The 23,824-nt window shown below is 69.0% G+C and carries 24 protein-coding genes; 6 read left to right on the forward strand and 18 right to left on the reverse strand.

Features of this window, described 5'->3' with window-relative positions; genetic code table 11:
- Positions 1-106: 106 nt before the first annotated feature.
- The gene (locus ABD106_RS05830; RefSeq protein ID WP_343918317.1) at positions 107-2,383 is read right to left on the reverse strand and encodes an LLM class flavin-dependent oxidoreductase; all 2,277 of its coding nucleotides are present in this window, start codon (positions 2,381-2,383) and stop codon (positions 107-109) included.
- Positions 2,384-2,509: 126 nt separating this feature from the next.
- On the opposite strand from ABD106_RS05830, the gene ABD106_RS05835 reads away from it, so the two are divergent.
- From ABD106_RS05835 to mscL, 3 genes are read left to right on the forward strand one after another with little or no spacing between them, the layout of a single operon-like run.
- Positions 2,510-3,106, forward strand: coding sequence for a 5-formyltetrahydrofolate cyclo-ligase (locus ABD106_RS05835; protein WP_343918319.1), 597 nt, complete (start codon positions 2,510-2,512; stop codon positions 3,104-3,106).
- Positions 3,107-3,110: 4 nt separating this feature from the next.
- Entirely contained in the window at positions 3,111-3,419 is a 309-nt protein-coding gene (locus ABD106_RS05840) for an FmdB family zinc ribbon protein (protein WP_343918321.1), read from the forward strand.
- Positions 3,420-3,468: 49 nt separating this feature from the next.
- Positions 3,469-3,891, forward strand: coding sequence for a large conductance mechanosensitive channel protein MscL (gene mscL, locus ABD106_RS05845; RefSeq protein ID WP_343918323.1), 423 nt, complete (start codon positions 3,469-3,471; stop codon positions 3,889-3,891).
- Between the two features lie 161 nt (positions 3,892-4,052).
- Here mscL and ABD106_RS05850 read toward each other — a convergent pair whose 3' ends face one another.
- The 3 genes from ABD106_RS05850 to ABD106_RS05860 form a co-directional block, all read right to left on the reverse strand.
- Positions 4,053-4,334, reverse strand: a complete 282-nt coding sequence (locus tag ABD106_RS05850) for a hypothetical protein (RefSeq protein ID WP_343918325.1) — start codon at positions 4,332-4,334, stop codon at positions 4,053-4,055.
- Positions 4,331-8,161: an AAA family ATPase gene (locus ABD106_RS05855; RefSeq protein WP_343918327.1), complete on the reverse strand. Its 3,831-nt coding sequence runs from the start codon at positions 8,159-8,161 to the stop codon at positions 4,331-4,333. Before ABD106_RS05855 ends, ABD106_RS05850 begins: the two co-directional genes overlap by 4 nt.
- A 183-nt stretch (positions 8,162-8,344) precedes the next feature.
- Positions 8,345-9,412, reverse strand: coding sequence for a lipid II:glycine glycyltransferase FemX (locus ABD106_RS05860; RefSeq protein ID WP_343918329.1), 1,068 nt, complete (start codon positions 9,410-9,412; stop codon positions 8,345-8,347).
- 463 nt (positions 9,413-9,875) lie between these two features.
- On the opposite strand from ABD106_RS05860, the gene ABD106_RS05865 reads away from it, so the two are divergent.
- The 3 genes from ABD106_RS05865 (at position 9,876) to ABD106_RS05875 (ending at position 12,769) form a co-directional block, all read left to right on the forward strand.
- Positions 9,876-11,192: an MFS transporter gene (locus tag ABD106_RS05865; protein WP_343918331.1), complete on the forward strand. Its 1,317-nt coding sequence runs from the start codon at positions 9,876-9,878 to the stop codon at positions 11,190-11,192.
- An 87-nt stretch (positions 11,193-11,279) separates the two neighbouring features.
- The gene (locus ABD106_RS05870) at positions 11,280-12,236 is read left to right on the forward strand and encodes a nucleoside hydrolase (RefSeq protein WP_343918333.1); all 957 of its coding nucleotides are present in this window, start codon (positions 11,280-11,282) and stop codon (positions 12,234-12,236) included.
- A 113-nt stretch (positions 12,237-12,349) separates the two neighbouring features.
- The gene (locus ABD106_RS05875) at positions 12,350-12,769 is read left to right on the forward strand and encodes a cytidine deaminase family protein (protein WP_343918335.1); all 420 of its coding nucleotides are present in this window, start codon (positions 12,350-12,352) and stop codon (positions 12,767-12,769) included.
- Between the two features lie 56 nt (positions 12,770-12,825).
- On the opposite strand, the gene ABD106_RS05880 is transcribed toward ABD106_RS05875, so the two are convergent.
- The 14 genes from ABD106_RS05880 to ABD106_RS05945 form a co-directional block, all read right to left on the reverse strand.
- A complete protein-coding gene (locus tag ABD106_RS05880) occupies positions 12,826-13,818 on the reverse strand; it encodes a nucleoside hydrolase (protein ID WP_343918336.1) in 993 nt (330 codons plus the stop codon).
- 49 nt (positions 13,819-13,867) lie between these two features.
- On the reverse strand, positions 13,868-14,542 hold the full coding sequence (locus tag ABD106_RS05885) for a substrate-binding domain-containing protein (protein WP_343918338.1): 675 nt from the start codon (positions 14,540-14,542) through the stop codon (positions 13,868-13,870).
- Complete coding sequence (locus tag ABD106_RS05890; RefSeq protein WP_343918340.1) at positions 14,539-15,177, reverse strand: class II aldolase/adducin family protein; 639 nt, start codon at positions 15,175-15,177, stop codon at positions 14,539-14,541. The genes ABD106_RS05885 and ABD106_RS05890 overlap by 4 nt, the downstream gene beginning before the upstream one ends.
- Positions 15,174-16,394: a 3-oxo-tetronate kinase gene (otnK, locus tag ABD106_RS05895; RefSeq protein ID WP_343918342.1), complete on the reverse strand. Its 1,221-nt coding sequence runs from the start codon at positions 16,392-16,394 to the stop codon at positions 15,174-15,176. The genes ABD106_RS05890 and otnK overlap by 4 nt, the downstream gene beginning before the upstream one ends.
- A complete protein-coding gene (locus tag ABD106_RS05900) occupies positions 16,391-17,059 on the reverse strand; it encodes a hypothetical protein (protein ID WP_343918344.1) in 669 nt (222 codons plus the stop codon). The genes otnK and ABD106_RS05900 overlap by 4 nt, the downstream gene beginning before the upstream one ends.
- On the reverse strand, positions 17,056-17,862 hold the full coding sequence (locus ABD106_RS05905) for a hydroxypyruvate isomerase family protein (protein WP_343918346.1): 807 nt from the start codon (positions 17,860-17,862) through the stop codon (positions 17,056-17,058). Before ABD106_RS05905 ends, ABD106_RS05900 begins: the two co-directional genes overlap by 4 nt.
- On the reverse strand, positions 17,859-18,851 hold the full coding sequence (locus tag ABD106_RS05910) for a phosphoglycerate dehydrogenase (protein ID WP_343918348.1): 993 nt from the start codon (positions 18,849-18,851) through the stop codon (positions 17,859-17,861). The genes ABD106_RS05905 and ABD106_RS05910 overlap by 4 nt, the downstream gene beginning before the upstream one ends.
- On the reverse strand, positions 18,848-19,633 hold the full coding sequence (locus ABD106_RS05915) for an NAD-dependent epimerase/dehydratase family protein (RefSeq protein ID WP_343918350.1): 786 nt from the start codon (positions 19,631-19,633) through the stop codon (positions 18,848-18,850). Before ABD106_RS05915 ends, ABD106_RS05910 begins: the two co-directional genes overlap by 4 nt.
- A 25-nt stretch (positions 19,634-19,658) precedes the next feature.
- Positions 19,659-20,423, reverse strand: a complete 765-nt coding sequence (locus tag ABD106_RS05920) for an MBL fold metallo-hydrolase (RefSeq protein WP_343918352.1) — start codon at positions 20,421-20,423, stop codon at positions 19,659-19,661.
- Between the two features lie 70 nt (positions 20,424-20,493).
- Complete coding sequence (locus tag ABD106_RS05925) at positions 20,494-21,159, reverse strand: GntR family transcriptional regulator (RefSeq protein WP_343918354.1); 666 nt, start codon at positions 21,157-21,159, stop codon at positions 20,494-20,496.
- A gap of 22 nt (positions 21,160-21,181) precedes the next feature.
- On the reverse strand, positions 21,182-21,433 hold the full coding sequence (locus ABD106_RS05930; protein ID WP_343918356.1) for a hypothetical protein: 252 nt from the start codon (positions 21,431-21,433) through the stop codon (positions 21,182-21,184).
- 198 nt (positions 21,434-21,631) lie between these two features.
- Entirely contained in the window at positions 21,632-21,922 is a 291-nt protein-coding gene (locus ABD106_RS05935; RefSeq protein ID WP_343918358.1) for a DUF4287 domain-containing protein, read from the reverse strand.
- A gap of 90 nt (positions 21,923-22,012) precedes the next feature.
- Entirely contained in the window at positions 22,013-22,630 is a 618-nt protein-coding gene (locus ABD106_RS05940) for a response regulator (protein WP_343918360.1), read from the reverse strand.
- Complete coding sequence (locus tag ABD106_RS05945; protein WP_343918362.1) at positions 22,627-23,823, reverse strand: sensor histidine kinase; 1,197 nt, start codon at positions 23,821-23,823, stop codon at positions 22,627-22,629. Before ABD106_RS05945 ends, ABD106_RS05940 begins: the two co-directional genes overlap by 4 nt.
- Position 23,824 lies beyond the last annotated feature (1 nt).

Raw genomic sequence — 23,824 nt, forward strand, 5'->3', positions numbered from 1 at the left:
GTCGTCCGCGCGGGCGGCGGGTGGTCACGACACGCCGTGCGCGGGGGTGGCGGGACGGCGTGTCGTGACCACCCGACGTGCAGGGCGCTGGGGCTCAGACCGGGGGTCAGGGCGCGACGACGTTGAAGTTGTCGCGGAAGAGGTTGTCGGGGTCGACCTCGGCCTTCAGCGCTCGCAGGCGCGCGAGCGTCGCCGGCGGGAACGCATCCTCGATCCTGCCCGGGCGCGGATCGGTCTCGAACGAGAGGTACAGGCCGGATGCGTGGGGCGCGACGAGCGTGTCCCACGCGGCGTCGAGTCGGGTGCGGTCGCTGCCGATCGCGGTGATCGAGAAGCCGGCGTCGCGGTGCGCGAACGCGGTCGCGTCGGGCGCGACGTCGCCGATCGCGCCGCCCATCGCGCGGATCTGGAAGAAGTGGTGCGCGCCGGCGTCGAGGAAGTGCGCGAGGGCCTGCGCCACCTCGGGCGTGATCGAGCGCACGAGCACCGAGCGCGCGATCGGCTCGCCCTGCCCGCGATGCGGACCGCCGGCCGCGTTGTCGATCACGCCGGCGTAGCGGCTCAGCTGCACCTGCTGGCCGACGAGCGGCGCGACCATCGCGAACGGCTGCAGGTGCTCGACGATCGCCTCGGGCTCGGCCTCGTCGACGGCGATCATCGCCTGCGCGTAGCGCGGCTGGCCGCGGCGATCGCCGCCGACGATGAGGAAGGGCGTGACGACGCGGTCGCTCGCCTCGGTGGTCGCGCCCCAGCGCTCGAGGAAGTCGACGGTGTCGCTCGCGTCGAACGCGAGCTGCGCGAAGCCGATCGAGCCGACCGGCTGCGCGATCATCTCGAACGCGACCGCGACGCCCAGGTTGGCGCCCGCCCCGCGCATGCCCCAGAAGAGGTCGGGATGCTCGTCGCGGCTCGCGCGCACGAGCGAGCCGTCGGCGAGCACCACCTCGACCGCCTCGACGTGGTCGATCGTCAGCCCGTGCTCGCGGCCGAGGAAGCCGATGCCGCCGGTCGTCGCGAGCCCGCCGACGCCGACGCCGCCGTAGTCGCCGGAGGTGATCGCCCAGTCGCGCGCGTCGAGCGCGCGGGCGACCGCGCCCCACGTCGCGCCCGCGCCGATGCGCACGAGGCGACGGGAGGCATCCACGACGTCGATGCGATCGAGTGCGCCGACGTCGATGACGATGCCGCCGTCGTTCGTCGATCGACCGGAGATGCCGTGCCCTCCCGAGCGGATGCCGAGCGGCACGCGGCCCTCGGCGGCGCCCTGCGCGCGGGCGTAGGCGAGCGCATCCGCCACCTGGGCCGGGCTCGTCGGTCGCAGCACGACGCCGGGCGCGCCGCCGCGCATGTAGGTGTGGCGGGAGTCGGCGTAGGCCCACGAGCCCGGCTCGACGGCGGTCGCCTTGAGGCTCGCGGGGATCGCGTCGTAGTCGAGCCGCTCGGCCCGCTTCGCGAGCGCCGCCGCGGGGACGGCGGGCGCCGTGTCGGTGCCGCGCTCGCCGCGCTCGGCCGCGATCTGCTCGCGCACGGCGGGCGCGACCTCGGCCATGAAGCGCTGCATGAGCGTCGGGTCGTCGGCGCTGAGGATGAACGTGCCGATGCCCTCGGCGAGCGCGAGCTCGACGAGCTCCTCGACCCACTGGTCGGGCGGGCCCTGCAGCCGGCCGGTGGAGCGCTCCGAGAACGCCCCGCCGACGTTGAGCAGCCGGCGGATCTCGCGCGGATCGCGGCCCGCCCGCGCCGCCGCCTCGTCGATCGTGGCGCTGCCGCGGCCGAGGTCGCCGGGCTGCATGTAGCCGAGCGAGGGCAGCCAGCCGTCGCCGAGCCGGCCGGTGAGGCGCAGCATGCGGGGCTTGTAGGCGCCGATGTGGAGCGGGATCGGATGCGCGGGGCGCGGCCCGCGCTTCGCGCCGGCGGTGCGGTGGTGCTCGCCGTCGACCCGCAGGCCGCCGCGCTCGCTCGTGTCCCACACGCCGCGGATGATCTCGATCGCCTCCGCGAGCGCGTCGACACCCTGCCCGGGGGTGAGCCTCGTGCCGCCCATCGCTTCGATCGCATCCCAGAAGCCGCCGGCGCCGAGGCCGAGCTCGAAGCGGCCGCCCGAGAGGAGGTCGAGGCTCGCGGCGCTGCGCGCGACCACGGCCGGCTGCCGCAGCGGCACGTTGAGCACGTTCGGCGCGATGCGGATGCGCTCGGTCGACGCCGCGACCCAGGTCAGGAGCGTCCACGTGTCGTGGAAGGCCGGCTGGTAGGGATGGTCCTGGAAGGTCGCGAGGTCGAAGCCCACCCGCTCGGCGAGCTGCGCGAGCAGCACCGGCTGCTCGGGCGGCTGGTTCGTGGGGGTGATGAAGACGCCGAACTCGAGCTCGTGGCCGTAGTCCATGGGGTGCTGTGCTCCTGTCGTCGGGCGCGGACCGCCCAGCGGATGCAACCCGCCGGGGCAGCCGGAGCATTCCCCTCCGTGGCGCGCGACGATGCCCGTCTCATGCGCACGCGCTAGATTTCGGGCGTGAGCGAGCACGAGGACGCCGTCGAGCAGGCCAAGCGGACGCTGCGCAGGACCCTGCGCACCGAGCGAGCGGAGCGGGGCGCTTCCTTCGCCGCCGAGCGCGCTCCCGGCATCGCAGAGCACCTGCAGGCGCTGACCGAGGCGCTCGGCGCCCGCACGATCTCGGCCTACCTGTCGATGCCCGACGAGCCCGACACCCGGGCGTTCCTGCGCTGGGCGGCGACGCGCGGCATCCGGGTGCTGCTGCCGATCATCCGTGCCGACGGGCTGCTCGACTGGGCGGAGCACGACGGCACCGAGACGATCGAGTCGACGCTCGGCGTGCCGCAGCCCACCACCGACGCGCTGCCCCCGACCGCGCTGGACGACGTCGACCTCATGCTCATCCCCGCGACGGCGGCCGGTCGCGACGGCTCGAGGATCGGCGGCGGACGCGGATTCTTCGACAAGACCATCGCCGCCATGGCAGAATGTCCACCGGTCTATGCAGTGGTGCATGACGAGGAGCTGTTCGACAGCGTCCCCCACGCCGCCTACGACCAGCCCGTCGACGGGGTCGTCACCCAGTCCGGATTCCACACCTTCTCTAGGAGCTGAGCCCTTGCCCGTCTACGCCTACGCATGCGCGTCCTGCGACAACGCCTTCGACGTGCGCCAGAGCTTCGACGAGGCGGCGCTGACCGTCTGCGAGCGCTGCGGCGGCGCGCTGCGCAAGCAGTACGGCACGATCGGCGTGAGCTTCAACGGCCCCGGCTTCTACCGCAACGACTCGCGCGCCTCGACCGGCCCATCCGGCTCGAAGCCGGCGGCGAAGAGCGAGTCGAAGGCCGAGTCGAAGCCGAAGAGCGAGCCGAAGAGCCCCGCCAAGACCTCTGCCGCGACGAGCGGCGGCTCGGGTACGCTCGCCTGAGCGGTTCGCTCAGGCTCCTGGGCACCCAGCTCGACCGAAGGAGGGCCCGATGGAGGGCTTCAAGAAGTTCCTGATGCAGGGCAACGTCGTCGAGCTCGCGGTCGCGGTCGTCATCGGCACCGCGTTCGCCGCGATCATCGGCGCGTTCACCGAGGCGATCATCGACCCGCTCATCGCGATGGCGTTCGATGCCGACGATCTGGCGGGCGCGACGGTCGGCCCGTTCAAGATCGGCCTGCTCATCGCGGCGATCATCAACTTCGTCATCGTCGCCGCGGTCGTCTACTTCGCGCTCATCTTCCCGATGGCGAAGCTCAAGGAGCGCAACGACCGCCGGAAGGGCATCCTGCCCGACGAGCCGGCCGAGACCGACGTCGACATCCTGCACGACATCCGCGACCTGCTGCGGGCGCAGGCGCCGGGTGCGGGCGGCGCCGGCACCGCGCTGCCCGGCTCGACGCCGCGGGTCTGACCACACGCAGCACGACGGAGGGCGGACCCGCGAGGGTCCGCCCTCCTGCTCTCACCCGCCGAGGCGATCCGCGGCGTCGTACACGGGGCGAGGCGATCCCGGGCACCGCGGCGCCGCGCATCCTCTCGCTGTGGCGCCCGATCGCCGGGACTGCGGATGCGTCAGCCCCAGTGGGGCGGGACGTCCTGCCGCAGCCGGTCGTCGTTCTCGCTCGACTGCTTCGGCTCCTGGGCCGGCTCGCCAGTGTAGCCGGGCGCCGGCTCGGTCGAGACGCGGCGGCCGCGGCGCCTGATTACGAGCGGGGCTGGCGTCGGCTCGTCAGCATCCGCCTCAGCGCCCCCCGGCTCGGCAGCCGCGGCCTCCGCCTCAGCGCCCGCCGACTCGGCTGCCTCTCCAGCCTCGGGCTCCGCACCCTCGACCGGCTCGGGGCGCTCCCCGCTCACGACGACGACGCATCCGCCCCGACGAGCTCGGCGATGCGGTCGGCGACGCCCTCGGGGTCGGTGAACAGCTCGAACGCGTGCACGCGCATCGTGTGCCAGCCGAAGCGCCGCAGCACCTCGGGGCGCAGGCGCAGCGCCTCGCGCAGCGTGCGCTCGCCGTCGTCGTGGTCGGCCTCGATCGCGGCGCAGACGCCGCCGTTCGCGACCACGAGCGGCAGCTGCCCGTCGTAGGAGACGTCCGCGCGCAGCCCGCGGCGTCGCAGCCGGGTCGCGAGGTCGACCATGAGCGGGTCGCCGCCGTGGAACGACTTGGGGTGCTCCGCCGCCGTGTCGAGCAGGATCTCGCGCAGCAGCGCGGCCCCGTGCTCGAGCTTCTCGGGGTCGAGCTCTGCGGCGTCGAACGCGGTGACGATCTGCATCGCCTTGCGGGCACGCGTCATGGCGACCGCGAGCATCCGCTCGCCGCCGGGCTGGCCGAGCGTGCCGAAGTCGACGTGGCGGCCGTGCTTCGTGCGGCCGTAGCCGACCGAGAAGATGACCCGGTCGCGGCTGAGCGCGCTCGCGTGCGTGATGTCGACGATCACGAAGGGCTCCTCGCGCTCCGCGACGACCAGGTCGGTGAGCGGGCCGCCGGCGCCGAGCGCCGACATGATCGCCTGCTGCAGTCGCACCGCGTGCTTCTCGTTGGCGGTGACGACCATGAGCGACTCCTGCGGCCGCGAGCGCGCGTGCTGCGTGACGAGCTGCACGACGCGCTCGACCTCGGCGTCGGGGCTCTCGACGGTCGCGCCACCCTGCTCGGGCAGCCCGTGCGCGCCGTGCACGATCGAGCTCGTGAGCGACGCGTGCCCGAGGTAGGCGCCCGCCCAGGGCAGCGCCTCGATGCGGCCCTCGTAGAAGCGGTCGTTCACGGCGGTGACGAGGTCGGCGCCGCCGGTGCGGTACGAGCGGGTCAGGCGACGCCTCGGCAGCACCTGGCCGAGCCGCGACAGCGCCGACTCGGCGTGCAGCTCGTCGGGCGTCGCGAGCTCCTCGGTGGGGCGCACGCCGAGCGTCGAGATGCCGACGTCGAACGGCGAGGGCGTCTGCGTCACCGAGTCGCCGAGCGCGATCACCTGGCGCGCGCGGCTGATGGCGCCGGCAGCCTCGGCGATCGTGATGGCGCCCGCGTCGGCGATCACGACCGCGTCGAACGGGATGCGCTTCGGCACCCGGTGCAGGTCGTACGGCGACGAGAGCCACACGGGCGCGAGCGAGCGCGTCAGGTGCGGGGCGACGCGCTGCAGCTCGTCGGCGTCGACCGGACCGGCCTTGATGAGCGCCTTCAGCGCATCCGCCTCGTCGCCGTGATCGTCGATCGCGAGCCGCCACTGCTTCGCGAGCTGGTGCGCGAGGCGCGCGCTCGAGGCGTCGACGTGCGCCTCGTCGACGAGCGCGAAGTCCTGCTCGAGCCGCTGCAGCACCTCGGTGTTGCCGCGCAGCAGCGCGCGCTCCTTGCCGAGCATCGACTGGAGCGCCGACTGCCACCAGGCGAGGTCGAGCTCGTGCTCGACCTGGTCGTCGGCGACGTGCCGGTCGGCGAAGTCGGCGAGCAGCGGGTCGAGGCCGAGGCGCTCGACCGAGGCCATGAGCTCGGCGCGCTCCTGGATGTTCTGCAGCGCGTCGCTCGGCGCGGCGAGGCTCGCGACGCGCTCCTCGAGCTCGGCGAGCGGCAGGTCGATGCTCGGCACCTCGGGCTGGAGCGCCGCGTCGATGCGCTCGAGCCGGGCGACGATGTCGCTGAGGCTCGAGTCGAGGGCGGCGAGCCCCGAGGGCACCGCGGGGATCGAGCCGTCGGGCGCGAACTTCGCCCACAGCCGGCGCTGCTGCTGGGCGGCGACGAGCACGTCGTGCAGGTCGGGCACGTGCGCGCCCGGCCGGACGTACTCCTCCGCGAGCTTCCGCAGCCGGCGGCGCTGCATGCCGCCGAGCGCCTGCACGGCCTCGCGGCGCGGGCCGGTGGCGGTGATGAGCTCGCCGAGCGGCCGGTCATAGATCGACGGCGTCATCACGTCGAGCGTCGCCATGGCGTCGCTCAGCAGCGCCACCTGGATGCCGAGCTCGGCGAGCGTCGAGGCCGGGCGCAGCTTCGTGTCGCCGATCACCTTCCGCGCGCGAGCGATGAGCGCCGCGAGGTCGCCGTCCTGCACGCCCTCCCCCGCGAGCGCCTGCGCGTCGGCGTAGGCGGCGGATGCGTCGCTCGCGTTCGCGAACACGGCCCCGTACCAGGGCGTGTCGTTCGGCCCGTACTTGAACTGCCCGAGGGCCGCTGCCTTCCGCATGGTCGCGGCGACGCGCGGGCGATCGGTCGCGAGCTCGCGCGTGGCGCGCTCGCTCAGCCGCGCGCGCGACGTCGGCGGGGTCGGGAGCATCGCGAGCCGCGAGAGCTCCTTGAGCGCGTCGAGCACCGAGACCTGCAGCTCGGGGTCGACGCGGCGCAGCGCCGCGCGGTAGTCGAGCAGCACCTTCCGCAGCCGCAGCATCGCCTCGTCGATCTCGGCAGTCTCGGGGCGCGGGCTCTGCTCGATGCGGCGGATGGCGGCGATGAGGTCGCGGCGCAGGCTCCCCTCCGAGACGGCGAGCGCCTCGAGCTTCGTCGCCGCGAAGCGGTCGGCGATGTCGCGCAGCGTCGCGCGGCGGGGGCTGACGACGAGCACGCGCCGGTCGTCGCCGACGAGCGCGCCGACGACGTTGACGATCGTCTGCGTGAGGCCCGTGCCGGGCAGCGCCTCGACGACGATCGAGTTGCCGGCCGCCGCCTCGGCGATCACGGCATCCTGCTCGCCGTCGGCATCGAGCACGAGCCGGTCGACCTCGGGGTCGCGCTGGTCCTGCGGCGTCTCGTCGATGCCGGCGCGGCCCTCGCGCACGCGCCACGCGGCCTGCTCGTCGCCGCGTACGGCGTCGAGCACGTCGTGCGGCTGCTGCTGCAGGTCGGCGACCATCGGCTCGCCGACGTCGGCGAACGTCGACGCCAGCAGGCGCGGCTCGACCGAGAAGCCCGGGACGTGCGCGGCTGCCTGGCGCACCGCATCCAGCACCGGGTTCGGGGTGAAGGTGCCCTCCCCCGACGCGAGCTCGATGAGGCGGCGCTCGTCGAGCCGCACGCCGTGGTGGCCGCGCAGGATGCTCGCGATGCGCGGGTTGACGAAGGGGCGGCCGAGCAGCTCGAGCTCGAAGTCGCGGCCACGGCGGCGCACCATGAGCGGGCGCAGCAGCATGGGGCCGTAGACCTCGCGGCCCTGGCCGCCGGGGCCCTCGTGCGGGAAGCGGACCATGCCGATGCCGAGGTGGACGGCGTCGATCGAGCGCGCCGCGGCGAGCTCGATGCCCTTCGACGAGATCGCGGCGGCGGCACCGCGGGCGGCGCGCAGGGCGAGGTCGTCGCGGATGAGGCTCGAGAGCGCGGTCGGCCGGCCGGTGATGAACTGGGCGAGGCCGCCCGGATGCGTCGCCGAGAGCTCGATGCGCGTCGCGGTCGTGTCGATGAAGTCGGTCAGCGGGCTGCGGCCGCCGACGCGACGGAGCGCATCCGCCCACGCCTGCCACTCGCCGTCGCGGCGGGCGCGGCCGTTCGCGGGCTGCTGGGCCTCGGCGTCGCGCTGCGGCGCGGGCGCCGCTGCGGGCTGCGCGGGCCGCTCCGGCTGCTCGAACGCGGGCTCGCCGCCGAGGTCGTCGTCGGCGCTGGCGCCGCGCTGCGCGGGCGTCGGCTCGACGAGCTCGACCCCCTCGTGCGTCGCGCCGTCGACGGGCCCGTCGCCCTGGGTCTCGATCTCGTCTTCACGCACACCGTCACGATAGCGACGGGCCCGCTCCCGACCGCGGTGCCGCCCCGCACACGCGCGAAATCCCGCGTCTGCCGGGGTGGTCACGACACGCCGTGCCGGCTGACCCGGCGACGGCGTGTCGTGACCACCCCGCGCGGCTGGCGCGGCGTGTCGTGACCACCCCGCGCCTCGAGGCGGGCGGGGCTAGAACCAGGCGTCGCCCGTGCGGCGCGTGTAGACGGCGCGCAGCCAGCGGCCGGCCTTGTGCCACAGCGCGAAGCGGCCGTTGAGGGGCAGCTCGAACGTCGGCATGTACCGGACCGGCTCCTGCGCCCACGCGGTCTTGAACGTGTAGAGGCCGCGGATGTCGCTCGTCTCCCACTCGGCCGGGTCGGGGATGTTCGCGAGCTCGTAGAGCGTCACGCCCTCGGCGTGCAGGTCCTGCATGATCTTCCACTGCATGAGGTAGGGCGCGAAGATCTTCGAGTTCTCGCGGATGCTGCCGGCGTCCTTGTACCAGGCGGTGTCGCCGAAGCGGATGACGAAGGCCATCGACTGCACCTCGCCCTCGTAGTGCGCGACGTAGAAGAAGCCCTGCCCGACGGTCTTGTAGACGTCCCAGATGCGCTGGAAGTACTCGGGGTGGCGGAAGTAGCCGCCCGAGCGCTCCTTCGTCTCGCCGATGAGCCGGTGCATCTCGGCCTCGTTCTCGGCCGTCATCTCCACCTTGGTGACCGTGACGCCGAACTTGTTCTCGGCCGCGCGGTAGGAGTTTCGGGCGCGCTTCTTGAAGCGCGCGGCGACCTCGTCGAGCGAGCCGGAGAGGTCGACGGCGACGGCGTGCTGGTACTGGCTCGACGCGGCCGGCACCCAGCCGTTGCGCTCGAACGCGGCGATGAGCGCCGGGTCCTCAGTCTCGAACGTCTCCATCTTGAGGCCGAACCAGCGCTTCGGGTAGGCCTTCGCGCGCGCGGTGATCGCGTCGACCGCCTCGGGCGTGATGCCGCTCACGCGCGGCAGGAAGAGGATGCGTCCGGCGAGCGGTGCGGTGCGCTCGAACAGCTGGATGGGCAGCTCGCGCGTGCCCTCGCCATCGACCGGCACCGTCACGACGTCGCGGAGCGCGCGCCACGGGCTGTCCTCGCGGGTGCGGGCCCACGCGTCCGATTGCATGTAGTGCGCACGGGACTGGCCCTCGAGCACCTGCGCGTCCCAGGCCGCCCCGTCGGTGGCCTTCGCCGGTCTCGGCTCGGTCGCAGCGGTGATGCTCATGCGCTCGCTCTCTGGTGGTGGTGGGGGCGGATGCGCTGGCTCGCGCAGGTGCACACGGCACCGCCCTCGATGGTATCGACGCTCCGCCCTCCCAGGGCTCAGGCCGCGGCGCGCATCCGCTCCGGGACCCACTCAACCGCCGAGGACCTGGTGCACCAGGTCCCGTTCGGTGGAAGAGGTCCACTGCACGGAACCGCGACGATCTCGAGCGCTCGGCACCGTCGTCGACGAGGACGCATCCGCCCGCCGCGACCATGGCGCGATACCCGTTGACGTCGTCGCCGTAGGTCAGCTCGCAGACGAAGCCCTGGGGCACCGGCGCGACAGGGATGGGCGTCTCGAAGATCTCGCCCGCAGAGGCGGCCACTTACGCTATAGTATAGTCGATTGGATCTGCCGCCCGACCCGAGGCGTTCGCAGGGAAGAGAACTTTCCCCCCGGGACTGTTGAGCAAAGGAGCTCCATGCAAGTACAAGACACCGCGGCGCCCTCGTCAGCACAGCTGACCGGGAAAGCCAGCAAGACCGAGCGTAAGCACCTCCGCGCACTCAGCTGGGGCCACGCACTCGAATGGTACGACTGGGCGATCTTCGGCCTGCTCTCTTCCTATCTTGGGAGCCACTTCTTCCCCGCAGACGACGAACTCGCATCGACACTGAATGCGCTCGCCGTCTTCGCCGTCGGATTCATCGCACGCCCCATTGGCGGCATCATCTTCGGATCGATCGCTGACCGTCTTGGCCGCCGCAAGATCATGATCTTCGCCATCGCGGCCGTCGCCCTTGGCAGCTTCGTCATCGGCGTCATGCCTGGGTACGAGACCATCGGTGCCGCGGCGCCGATCATGGTCGTCGCCATGCGTCTGCTGCAGGGCCTGTCCGCTGGCGTCGAGGCACCTCTCGGCACCGCCTACGCGCTCGAACTGGTCCCGAACCGCCCCGGTTACGTTTCCGGCTTCTTCGGATTCTTCAACAACCTCGGAAACCTGCTCGCACCGCTGTCGATCTACTTCCTGACGCAACTGCTGACGGGTGACAACCTCTCCGAGTGGGGCTGGCGCATCCCGTTCATCATCGGCGGCCTGTTCGGTCTCATCGTGCTGTGGTTGCGCAGCACCCTGCCTGAGACGCTCAACATCGACCGTGCACGCGAAGCACGGGCTGAGAAGGAGCGGCTGCCCTCAGTGTGGGGTGACGTGCGCAAGTACTGGCTGAGCGTTCTGGCCACCGTCTTCATCGTCGGCGCCATTCAGGCCTACAACTACACGTGGATCGCTGGTCTGCCCAACCTCGCGCGCGCGGCGTTCCAGGAAGACCCTGGCGCTGTATTCGGCATCACCACCGGTTTCGGCGTCTTCATGACGCTTGGCGCCCTGTTCCTCAGCAAGGTTCTTGACCGTTGGGCGATGTCGAAGACGTTCGTCATTGCTCGTGTCCTGGCGATTCCGACGATCTTCCTGTCACTGCTATACACGCAGCCCGGCATCGGAACCTTTGCCGGCGTCATGTTCGGTGGCGCGATCGTGCTGCTGCTCAACATGACGATCTTCGTCACGATCTCGAACTCGCTGCTGCCCCGGCACATCCGCGGCACGGGCCTCGGCCTCGGCTACGGCTTCGGTGTCGCCCTCTTCGGTGGCACCGCTTCCTACCTGCTGCTCTGGCTGCAGGGCCAGGGCAGCTTCTGGCTGTTCCCGGTGTACATCGCCACCCTGTGCGCAATCAGCGTGGTGCTGTACCTCGCGGCAAAGAAGCGCAACGGCATCTTCGTCGGCAAGTAGCCCCCACTCTGCGATGCCGGCAACCTCGCGACGTTGCCGGCATCGCAAAGGTTTCCCTGATGCAGGCACGACACAAGGAACGGAACCATGGAACGCTTCATCATTGACACTGATCCCGGCATCGACGACGCCGGCGCACTGTTCTGGGCACTCACAACCGACAAGTTCCACGTCGAGGCCCTCACCACCGTCTTCGGCAACGTGAATGTTCAGAAGGCAACCGCCAACGCACGAAAGATCACGCACCTGTCGGGTCGCCCTGACCTTCCGATCTGGGTTGGCGCTCCCCGGCCGCTCGTAGGCGAGCCGAACTTCGCCGAGCACATCCACCGCCCCAGCGGTGTGGGGTACTGGGAGTACGCTGACCCGGCTCCCGGCACCGACGGCCCCACCGAGGCCGTGCAGAAGATGATCGAGCTCGTCATGTCGAACCCGGGCGAGATCAGCATCATGGCGCTCGCTCCGCTCACGAACGTCGCTCTCGCGATCTCGTTGGAGCCGAAGTTTGCTGAGAACGTTCGTCGCATCATCTACATGGGCGGAGCAGCTCTCACATGGGGCAACGCCTCCCCGGTTGCCAGTGCGAACATCTTCAACGATCCTGAAGCCGCCCAGATCGTCGTGCAGTCAGGCGCCAAGCTCACGCAGGTCGGTCTCGACGTGTGCCGCAAGTTCTCGGTCACGCCTGACCGTGTCGAGAAGCTGTGGACTTCGGGCTCACCCATGGGGCGCGCCCTGTGCGAGATGATCGGCTACCCCGATCGCCACCAGGACACCACTGAGATGCCCGAGTGGAAGACCGAAGGCATGCATCTGAACGACGTTCCGTGCGTTGCGTACGCCATCAACCCACATTGGTTCCAGAGTCGTCATCTGTGCGTCGATGTTGAACTGGACGGCAAGCACACCCGCGGGCAGACAGTCGTGCAGATGATTGACCGTTGGGGCGGTGCCCGCAACGTTGACGTGTTGCTCGACATTGACGCAGCAGCCGTCGCAGACGCGCTCGTCGAGTCCGTCTCCGCATTCGGAACCAGGGACTAGTGCGACGAGCTGCTGCCCGCTCCGAGCGCGGTCAGCAGCTCAGGCCTTCGGCCGTGGTCCTTAGACGCGGTCGGAGGCTTCGTCTTTCCCGTGGATTCAGAAAGGTACGGACTATGACACAAGAAATCATCCCCTCCGACGCGGAACTCATCGAAGCCGCTGCGGCCCTCCTGTCACGCGTGCACGATCCTGACGCCGTTCGGGTTGCCGCCGCTGCACGCGGCATCTCGGGAGCGGTGCATCTGGGCGTGAGCCTCGCCACCTCGCGCGTCAAGGTATGTGCAGAGAGCAGCGCAGTCGCCAACGCGCGAATAGGCGGCGACGAAGCCATCACCACGATCGTCTCTGTCGGGCTCGGGACTGACGATGTTCCGCACGTCATCAACCCGTGCGGAGTGTGTCGTGAACTGATCCCGAAGTTTGGTCAGGACCTGCGCGTCCTGGTCGACACGGGGGACGGCGTCGTCGCCGCAGCGACACCCAGCGAGCTGCTGCCCATGCCTTGGATCCGGGCCCGCTCCTACAGCGAGTGAAGGAGCAAGGAGGAGGCCCCGAAACTCAATCGAGTTTCGGGGCCTCCTCGTTGTCCTCAGCGCCAGGGAAGGGGACGTCGCAGTGCTTCGCCGATCATCTCCAGCACGCCGTCGAAGTCCATGTCGACCACGATGCGATGCAGGGGTCGTGTCTCGTCCTTGACGGCGTGCACGCCGGCCAGGTATCGGTCACCCGTCGCCGGATCTTGGAACGTCTGCAGCGGACGCTGCACGGATGCCGTGATCAGATCGGGCCTGAGGAGGGCAGCGACGGCCATGCTGTCGTTGATGCCCATGACTCGCTCGTTCCCTGGTTGCGGGTATGAGCGACTGTAGAATCCTGCGTAGTCCGCGCTGATCTTCGTGATCAGTTCTGCGGGAGCGAAGCCCGTGGACTCCGCGATCTCGAGGAAGAACCTCTCAGGAACGAGCGCCTGGCGGGTGACATAGGGACCACACCATGTCACATCACCTTCGCGAGCAGCGACAGTTTCAGCGGCGTCGATGTCGAACGTCACGTTGGGGTCACGCGAGACACGGAAGCGGCGATCGGCCCACGGCTCGGTGTCGCGGTACAGCGCAGGTCCCAGCGTGCCGACGATCGTGGTGCTTCGCAGCTGCTGCAGCAGCGCAGGTTCACTCTCCAACGCGCGGGCAAGGTTGGTCTGCGGACCGATGGCGAGATAGTCGATCTCATCGGGATGCTGGCGCACGAGTTCAAGCACGACGTCAACACCGCTGGGCTCGGTCGATACGGAGACCTCTGGGCGCAAACCGGTGTTCCCGAATCCGTCTTCGCCGTGAATGCCGGGGTTCAGTCGCAGTTCCTGTGCAACCGGAACATCGCTGCCGCGGTAGACCCGAACATCACTGCGCCCGCAGGTGTCGAGCACGTATCGCGCATTGTCTGCCGCGCGTTCGCCCGTGCAGTTGCCGAAAACGCTGACCACCGCAAGGATCTCCACCTCGGGATCCGCTGCGAGCAACATGATCGCCAGCGCATCGTCTACACCGGTGTCGGTGTCGATGATCACTTTTCTCTTCGTCATGATTCCTAGCTTTCCGCTGCGTCAGTGCAGCAGGTTGTGAGCGTGAGGCTTACGGTGCGCTGAGTCCGACGCTCGCGAACGCCTGTTGTGCGCGCTCCTCAGTCAGCGTCGCCGCGAATGCCAACGCTGATGCAGGTGCGTGGACGCCAGCACCGATCGCGAATCGGCCGTATGACTGCAGCGCGTGCGGAATCGGAGCCACCACATGCGGACCTGGCACGGAGCGCAACTCGGATACCTGCTGGATGGCAACGTCTGCGCGGCCATCAAGCACAGCCTCTGCCGTGAGTCCCGCGGAAAAGCGCACTGCTCGTTCGTCGACGCCATCGAGCAGATCTCGCTCGCGCAGCACGCTCATCAGATGCATGCCGCTGGCGCCAGAGAGCGTGTAGGCGACTCGAGAGTCGCGGAGGTACTGAAGAAATGCCTCCTCAGTATCGCCAGAGGGCTCACGTGTGCCAGCGAGCCGCGCGAAGCCGACCGCTGAGACTGCGATGTCTGCAATGGTTGCCGCATCGAGAATGCCCTGAGCGGCCAGGTCATGTGCGGATGCCGAAACACCCAGGAAGAGATCAGGACGCTCGCCATCGGCAATCCTGTCGAGCAGCACGGTGGTCGGCTCAAACGTCGCCACGATGCGCTCCCCTGTCGCGGCTTCGAACGCTGGAATGAGGTCTTCCACGAGGGGCTGTCGAACGACGAGTCCGCTGTACAGCGTGATCATGCGGTGGGCTCCTGAAGGGGATGGGGCTGCAGGGCAGCGAGATGTTGCGTCGTCAGCGGCGCGGTGCGCATCCCTGACGTGAGGAAGAAGATGTGCGCGGTGTGCTCAAGTTCTTCGAGCGCATCCAGCGCCGCGTCGAGGTCAACGCCAGCAATTACTGGCCCGTGATTGCGCAGCAGCAGCGCATGCGAGCGCGTCGCAGCGCGCTGCACCGCACGGGTAGCCGCCTGGTCGCCTGGCGCAAAGTACGGCACGACCTCCAGGGGCGCAACGCGCATGCCGTAGTACGCCGTGAGCGGCGGGAGCGGCTCAACCTGATCAAGATCTGCCAAGCACGACAGCGCCGCGGCGTGGACCGAATGCGTGTGCACCACTGCGCGTGCCGACGGTCGTGCCTGAAGCACGGCAACGTGCAAGAACGCCTCCTTCGTCGGTGGAGGACCTTCGCGATGACGACCCTCCTCATCGAGTACAGAGAGGTCAGCGCTCGAGACGTCAGCCAGGCTCACACCGGTTGGCGTGACCAGAATGCGGTCGCCTTCGCGCACCGCCAGATTGCCCGTACGACCGTGGGTGAGACCGCGCCGGTGGATCGAGTGCGCGACTCGTTCGACAGTGCTACGCGGCTCAGTCATGGTTGTTCGCCTCCTGCAACAGAGGTGAACATGTCGACGTCACCGAAGTTTCCTGACTTCAGCACCAGGTGCACACCGTGGGCAGTGTCATGAATCCAAGGCACCCCGACGGCAGCCTCCTCCCCCACAACCGCCACCGTGGTCCCGAGTTCGCGAATTACCGCCCCCGATGTCTCACCGCCGGCGACGAGCATGCGCCGCACGCCACGATGCGCCAGTCCACGGGCGACGAGTCCCGCCACCTGTTCGTAGAGCTCACCGACCGCTGGAAGCTCGCCATTGCGCTCTTCGGGCGAGCTCGACGAGTAGATCATCGCTGAGGTGACGTCGGGCTGTGCATCCCACCACGTCAACGCTGCCTCAGCCAGTTCCGCTGCCGTCTGCCCTGGTTCTGGAACCACGCGGTGCGAAGGTGCACCAGAGGCCTGGAACGAGGCAATCTGCTCAAGCGTTCGTCGCGAACAGCTTCCCGCGATGATCGCGGTGCGTGCCGCGGGCGGTGCAGGGGCTGTGCGGCCGGATGCACGCTGACGCCGGCCAATTGCGCCGATGAGGCCGGCAGATCCGGCCGTCAGCACTGCGCTGTCTGCCGCTTCAGCGATGATTGCGAGATCGGCGGCGTCAACGGCGTCAGCGATCACGTGTACCACTCCTGCGCTCTCGGCTGCGGCGATCGCCGCGCGTACGACAGCCACTCCCGTATGCACTTCCGAATGCGGCAGGGTCGTAACAGTGCCGTGCACTTGCGGCGTGAGCAGGCTCACGAGGTTCGAGTCGCGCATCGGCGTGATCGGATGGTGCGCCATGTGCGTCTGATGCAACGGAACACCAGAGACGTACAGATGCCCGTCCTTCACGGTGCGCCCGTGAATGGGGGCCGCAGGGGTCGTCACCACCGTCGACACTCCCAGAGCCTGGGCGAGAGCCTCCGTGACGGGGCCGATGTTGCCTTCGTCCGTCGAATCGAACGTCGAGCAGTACTTGAAGTAGAAGCGTGTGGCGCCAGCGTCCCGCAGCGTACGGAGCGCCGCCATGCTCGTCACGACGGCGTCAGCCGCCGGGATCGAGCGGGTCTTCAGACCCATGACGACCGCGTCAGCCTCCTCTGTGACAGGTAGTTCTGCATCGAAGGCAAGGAGCGTGCGCAGGCCCTCGCGGCTGAGCGCCGCGGCCACATCGGTGGCACCCGTCACGTCATCAGCGATCACGCCGATCATCGTCGTGATCCCTCGATCGCGTCGCGCAAGCGCGAAGCGGCAACGCTCGGACCGTCGAGGACGGGCACCGCGATGTGGGTACGCAGCTCCTCTGCCGCGGGAGCGAGCGAATACTGAGCGAGCACGACGACGTCGTAGGCCTCGGTCACCTCAGAGATAGCCGCGGCCAGGTGGGCCGCCAGCTCGGCAGAGGGAAGAGGGTTGGCCGCCATCGGGACCACGACGGAACGGATCGAGGTCACCGCGCCGGCAGCGGCAAAGGCAGCATCAAGGCGCGCGGTGCTATCTGCAGCCGCTGACTCCAGAGATGCGACGAGGAGCACGCTGGCGGGTGCGAGCGCTACGACGTCCTCGAACAGCGGCCCGTCCGCAGAGATCACGGCGACGCCGTCGGTTGCAGGGTCCCGATGATCAGCGCGCACGCCGTATTGCGAGCACGTCAACAAGACACCGTCAGCACCGCCAGCCAGCGCGGACTCGATCAAGATGTCCATGCGAGCAGCGAGCGGTCCGGTCATCTCCCCCTGCTGCTTGAGATCGGCAAGCAGGCGGTCGTCGAGAAGATTCCATATCGTGCTGCTCGGAACTGCCGCGCTCACCGCAGCCGTCGCCGGAGCAATGGCCAGCGGTGTCGCACTGATCAGAGCGATTTTCACGGGCGTCATCCGGTGATCCTTTCGATCCAGTTGAGTCCTTCGGCCGTCCCCGCAACGGGACCGTACTCGCAACCAACCCATCCGGAGTAGCCGCTGGCGGCAACACGTGCGAGCACGTGCTCGTATGCGATTTCACCTGTCCCTGGCTCACCGCGGCCAGGATTATCCGCAATCTGCACGTGCTTGATCAGTGGGGCAAGCCGTTCGAACCGCTCGATCACATTCCCGCGGTCGACCTGCGCGTGATACACGTCGAACAGAACGCCGACGGTGTCGGGATCGACGGCATCCGCTACCGCAGCCGCCGTCTCCATCGAGGCCAGACCGTACATGGGCTGTTCGCGCTTGTTGATCGCCTCGAGGACGATGCGAACGCCAGCCGCGCGAGCCTGCGCTGCAGCCCAGCCGATGTTGGTGACGTATGTCGCAAACGCGAGCTCCGGGTCGACATCCTCGGGACGTAGGCCAGCCATCACATGAACGACGGGGTTGCCAAGCACATCTGCATAGTGGAGTGCGCGCTCGACACCCTGACGGAAGACAGCTCGAGCGGATGGCGTAAAGGCTGTGCCCATGGCGGTAGCGGAACCCGCAGAACCACCGGGGGTGTTGATCAGCGCCTGCGTGACGCCGGCGCTATCGAGCAACTCTCTCACGCGCGCCGCAGGGAGCTCGTAGGGGGATGCAAACTCGACACCCGTGAAACCCGCAGCCGCCGCCGCGTCAAATCGCGCTTCGAAGGGCAGCTCGGTGTACATCCACTTGAGGTTGGCGGCCAGCCGGAGCTGGCCACCCGATGTCTGGATGATCACGCGACGTCTTCTCGGTATGCCGGATTCACGACGAACTGTGCATCGCCCCCAGCGAGAACGCTGATCACGTTGACTGCCGCCATGCGTCCGGACTCGCCACGAGCTTCACGGGTTGCACCCGCGACGTGCGTGGTGGCGAGGATGCCAGGCGTGTGCAGCAGTGCGCTCTCTGCGGGCAGCGGTTCCTGCTCGAACACGTCCAGAGCTGCGCCGCCGATGACACCCGCGCGAACAGCGTCCACAACGGCCGCTTCATCAACGATGCCGCCGCGAGCCGTGTTCACCAGGATTGCGTCGTTCTTCATGAGCGCCAGTCGCTCCGCATTGATGAGGTTCCGCGTCGAGTCATCGAGGAACAGGTGCAGAGTAACGAAGTCGGCCCGCGAAAGAACCTCTTCGAGCTCCGCCCGAGAAATATTGTGCGCGGAAGCAAATGCCTCGTCGAAGTACGGGTCGTAAGCAATGACGTTCATACCGAAGCCTGCCGCAATCGTGGCAACGGCCTTCCCGATGGATCCGAGTCCCAACACTCCCAACGTCGCCCCACGGAGCTCGCGGCCAGTGAGCTGCTGCCAGTGCCCCGCCCTCAGGTTGGTGATGTTCTCGGGAACACGACGGGCAACTCCCAGCACGAGGGCGAAGACGTGTTCGGCAACGGCCTGGCGATTGGCGCCCGCCGTGATACAGACGGGAACGCCCTGGTTCGTCGCTGCAGCGACGTCAACACTGTCGTACCCGACTCCCGTTCGTACAACGATCTGCAGATTCGGAGCGCTGGCAAGATCGTTCGCTGTCAGCGGCTGGGTTCCAGCGATCATGGCTCGCGTCGAAGCCAGGAGCGTGCGACGTTCTGCCTCAGGAAGGGCAGCAAGGTTCGGCTCGTGGTGCGTCGTCAGACCCGCACCACGCAGCAGCGCGTCGACTTCGTCGCCTGGGTTCAGGAAGGCGGTTGTGATCAGAACATCGTGGGACGTGGTGCTTTCGATCACCAGATTCCTCCTCGGTACTCGGAGGCGGTGAATGCCCCGCCATGAAATTTGGGGGCAGGAACGTTGAGATCAACGTCCTGCGTGTGGTCCGCGGCGTTGTCGCGAGGGGTGAATCCGATGGCATCCCAACCGGCTTGCGCGTCCCACCAGCCATCGGAGTTTGCCGAGACACCGTAGACAACCTGGCAGCCCACCGGACCACTTTCGATCGCGCAACGAGTCAGCTCAATGCCATCTCGCCAGCTCAACCACAGCGCAAGCTGGCGCACATCTTCGGGCGCAGGGCGGAAGGTTCCGATGCGCAACAGCACCGATTCCACACCCCACTTGTCGTAGTACAGGCTCGCCAGCGCTTCCCCGAACGCCTTCGAGACGCCGTAGTAGGTGTCTGGGCGAATCGAAGCAGTCTCGTCGAGACGTTCGGAGGCGGGATGAAACCCGATGATGTGGTTGGAGCTGGCAAACACGACACGGCGGACCCCCACGAGACGCGCTGCCTCGTAGACGTGATAGGTGCCATCGATGTTGGCTTCGCGGATGCGCTCGAAGGATGCTTCGTCTGCGACCGCTCCGAGGTGCACGATCACATCGATGCCGCGCGCAGCCGCGGTCAAGGCCTTCAGGTCGTTGAGGTCGCCGACGATGACCTCTTCGTGGGCAAAGAGGGGCTCAACGGGTTCGCTGCGCACGTAGAGGACGACGCGATCGTATCTGCCCGCAAGTCCTTCCCGAATCACGCGGCCCATGCGGCCAGCGCCTCCTGTATAGAGGACAGAAGTCATGATCGTCCTTTCATGCGGCGCCGGCTCAGCCGATGCTGCGGTCCTGCTCGGGGCTCAGCGCCTCGGCAAAGAAGCTGATCTGGGCGCGCTGTTCTCGCAGGCGCTGCACGTCACCGTCGACAATGCGGAGGCCGACGTCATGACCGGGCAGCAGCGTCGCGCTCGTGTCGGACATCAGGGAACGCAAGCGTTCGATCGTGCGAACGCTGGCGTCCTCGTCCATGGTTGAGTCGACGTACGTCGTGGCCAGCTCATGAATGTTCTTCACTGAATCCCCTGAAAAGACGAGGGACTGCTCAGCGCGCTCGGTGAAGAATGCGAGGTGATGCGGAGTGTGCCCCGGGGCCGCGATCGCGTGGATTCCCGGCAGAATCTCCTGCCCCGGCCGCATGCGTTCGACGCGCTCGGCGCGCCGCATGAGCTCCTGCACATGCAGGTCAGGGATGAACTTGGTCCCTGCTGGCTGCTCTGCCGCCCATGCCAGCTCCTGCTCCCCGACCCAGGTGACCGCGTTCTCGAACATCGTGAAGTTTGCGACGTGATCCCAGTGCATGTGGGTCAGCACTACGTCCGTGATGTCTGCCGCGGCAAGACCCAGACGCTGCAGCGACTCGTGGATGAGCGGAATGTATGCGGGCTGCCCTGCATCGATCAAGACGCGGCGTGTGCCATCGTCCAGGAGCCAAAGACTGCTCCAGCCAAAGGCGCCGTGCGTACTGGACTTGCCGGGAAACCCGTCAACGAGCGGATGCGCGGCATACCGTGCCGCGTGCTGCTGCGACTGCTTCATTGCACCTCCGTCCGATACTATCGACTATAGTATTGGATCCCGGGTGGGTTGTCCAGGCGTCGCCGACGATTCAGTTCCCCAGCAACCGCCTCGTGGCACCGAGAACGTGCAGTCGCATCGCTTCCGCCGCAGCGTCCGCATCACCCGCCTCGATCGCATCGAAGATCCGGCGGTGCTCGGGCGCGGCATGGCGTGCTCCCGTGCGGCCGAACTTAGAGAAGAGACGGAACCGCTGGATCTGGCCGCTGAGTGCTGCGTACGCAAGTGCCAAGAACTGGTTGCCCGACTGTTCTGCGATCAGCGTGTGAAAGGCGTTGTCCGAGCGCCAATACATGTCGAAACCCTCAGTCTGCATGTCAGCTGCATCCGCGGAGCGCTCGAACTCGGTCATGCTCTCGCGCAACGCGGCGAGAAACCCAGGCGTGACTCGCAGGGCGGCATCACGTGCCAGGCGGGGCTCCAGTACAAGACGCGCTTCCTTCAACTGCTCGACTTCGGCGCGCGTCATCACTGGTGCGACGCGATATCCACGAAGCGCCTCCCGCTGTACAAGACCCGTGTACTCCAAACGCGCGAGAGCCTCACGCAGCGGTGTCTGACTGACATCCAACTCGCGAGAGAGCGCGCCGATGTTCAGGCTCTCACCCGCTCCGCGCTCGCCCGACATGAACTGATGCAGCAACACGCCGTACATCTGATCTGCAATCGGCTGTCTCGCAGACTTGCGCTCGGTCACTGGCTCTCCTTGCCCTACACCCTCAATCAGGTTTGAGCCTACCGTCCGGCCCGCCCGCGCGACCTGCGCTCACGTGGCGGTGCAGCAGCCGGAACTCGCGGCGGCGCAGCAGCTGCAGCAGCACCGCCTTCGCCCCGCCGAACGCGCGCAGCCCCCGCATCGGTCCCGTAGGGCTCGACCGCGACGATCTCGTGCTCGACGCCGTCGACAACCAGGATGCGTCGCCCGCCGCGACGATGTTCCGGTACCAGTTGACGTCCTCGCCGTAGGTCAACTCGCCGACGAAGCCCTCCGGCGCCGGCGCGACGATGATGGGTGCCTCAAAGGTCTTGCCGCTGATGCGCCCGACGTGGCGCTACCAGCGAGAATGCGCCGCCCGGGCTGCGAGCAGCTTTGCTGGTGATGAACCAAGCCAGGCGCGTCGCATGCCGCCATCATGCTCCTGACAGGCCTGGGACGGCAGGCGCAGCGCTCAGGCGGGCTTGCTCGCCTTGCCGTCGAGCCAGAGCGTGTCGGAGTCGTCGCGGTGCGAGCCGGTCGAGCCGACGTGCTTCGCGTCGATCTGCGGGCCCTTCTGGATGACGTGCACGAGCGCCATGCCGTGGCCCCGGCCGAGGCCGTGGTCGGCCTTCAGCCACTCGAGGATCTCGCCCGCCTTGACGCCCGGCTGGTCGAGGCCGCGCTCGTTCGCGAGGTCGACGAGCTCGCGAGGGGTGAGACCGGTCTTCTCCTCGATCGCGTCGAGGTACGCCTGGAACGACATGCGAGCATCCTGCCCGAGTCGCGCACGCGTGTCACGGGTCGCGTCGGCGGCTGCGCGGCGCTACCGACGCGACCGCCACGTGGCCGGTGCTCACAGCCAGCCGTTGTCGGTCGCGATCCGCACGGCCTCCGCCCGCGATCCCGCGCCGAGCTTGCCGATGGCCGCTGACAGGTGGTTGCGCACGGTGCCCTCGCTGAGGAACACTGCCGCAGCGATGGCGGCCGATGTCCCTCCCCCGGCGGCGGCTTGGAGCACCGCCGTCTCACGCTGCGTGAGCGGCGAGGGCCCGATGCTCAGGCTCTCTGCGGCAAGCGTGGGGTCGACGACCCGCAGCCCTGCGGTGACCCGACGGATGGCGCCGACGAGCCGATCGGCCGAGGCGTCCTTCACGATGAAGCCGACCGCTCCCGCCTCCATGGCGCGCCGCAGGTAGCCGGGCCGGCCGAAGGTGGTCAGCACGATGACCTTCGCAGTCGGCCGAGCGGCGACGATCGCCGCGGTGGCGTCGATGCCGTCCCTGCAGTCGGGCGTGCCGGGCATCTGCACGTCGATCAGCACGACGTCGGGCTCGAGCTCGGCCGCTCGGCGCACCGACTCGGGCGCGCTGCTCGCGAGCGCGACCACCTCGAGGTCGGACTCGGTGCGGAGCAGCGCCGCGAGCGCCTCGGCGATGATCGCCTGGTCGTCGGCGACGAGCACCGTGATCACGGCACGCCCGCGGTCGCCTCGGGCGAGGCGGCGAGGACGGCGCGGACCGAGACCCCGCCGCCGGGCGCCGCCGAGACCTCGAGCACGCCGCCCGCGGCGGCGACGCGCTCGCCGAGCCCGATGAGCCCGCGGCCCGACCGGTCCCCGCGCATCCCGACGCCGTCGTCGCGCACCTCGACGGAGCGCTCGTCGACCTCGATCGCGCACCGCGTCGCATCCGCGTGCCTGACGACGTTGGTGACCGACTCGCGCACCACGTACCCGAAGAGCTCGCTCACCGCATCGGGCAGCGTCGGCAGCGCGACCGGCGTCTCGGCCTCGACACCGGCGGCGAGCAGCACCGAGCGGGCGCTCGCGAGCTCGGTGGCGAGCCGGATCTGCGCGAGCCCCGACACGGTGGCGCGCACGTCGGCGAGCGCCTGACGGGCGATCGCCTCGACGGCCGCCATCTCCTCCTTCGCGGCGGATGCCTGCTCGTCGGCGAGGCGGACGGCGAGCGACGACTTGATCGTGATCGCGGTGAGCGAGTGCCCGAGGATGTCGTGCAGGTCGCGGCTGATCCGCTCCCGCTCCGCCGCGACCGTGAGCGCCTCGATGCGGATCCGGCTGCGCTCGAGCATCCGCCGGATGCGGCTGCTCTCGAGCCACCCGGCGATCCCGAGCCCGATGCCGAGCGAGAGCGCGGCGATCAGGGCGGGCATCCACGAGCCGCCGAGGAGCCCGGCCAGGCCGAGCACCGCCGCCCACCCGACGAGCGCGAAGCGGGCGTGGTGCCACGGGATGAGCGTGGCCACGAGCGCGGCGGGGAAGACGCCGAAGCCGGCGAAGTCCCAGCCCCACAGCAGCGCTGCGCCGAGCACGAGCGCGGTGCAGCCGGCCACGCACCACCAGCGCACCCGCAGGGATGCGTCGGCCGTCCAGGCCGCACCGACGTACGCTGCGGCGAGCACGGCCAGGTAGCCGATCCGGAGGCCGAGCCCCGCGGGCCCCACCCCGTCGGCGATCGTCGGGACCGCGAAGACGAGGAAGACGACGCCGACGAGGAAGCCGAAGAGCAGGTTCAGCCGCACCCCGTGCCAGCGATACGGCAGATCGGTCGGCCCCCCGGGGAGCGCCCACGGCGCGACCCCGGGGTCGTCGCCCGGCCCGAACGGTGCCGGCCGGAACAGGCCGCCGAGCAGCGAGCGGGCCATG

The organism is Agrococcus citreus (assembly GCF_039527715.1).
GTDB lineage: Bacteria > Actinomycetota > Actinomycetes > Actinomycetales > Microbacteriaceae > Agrococcus > Agrococcus citreus.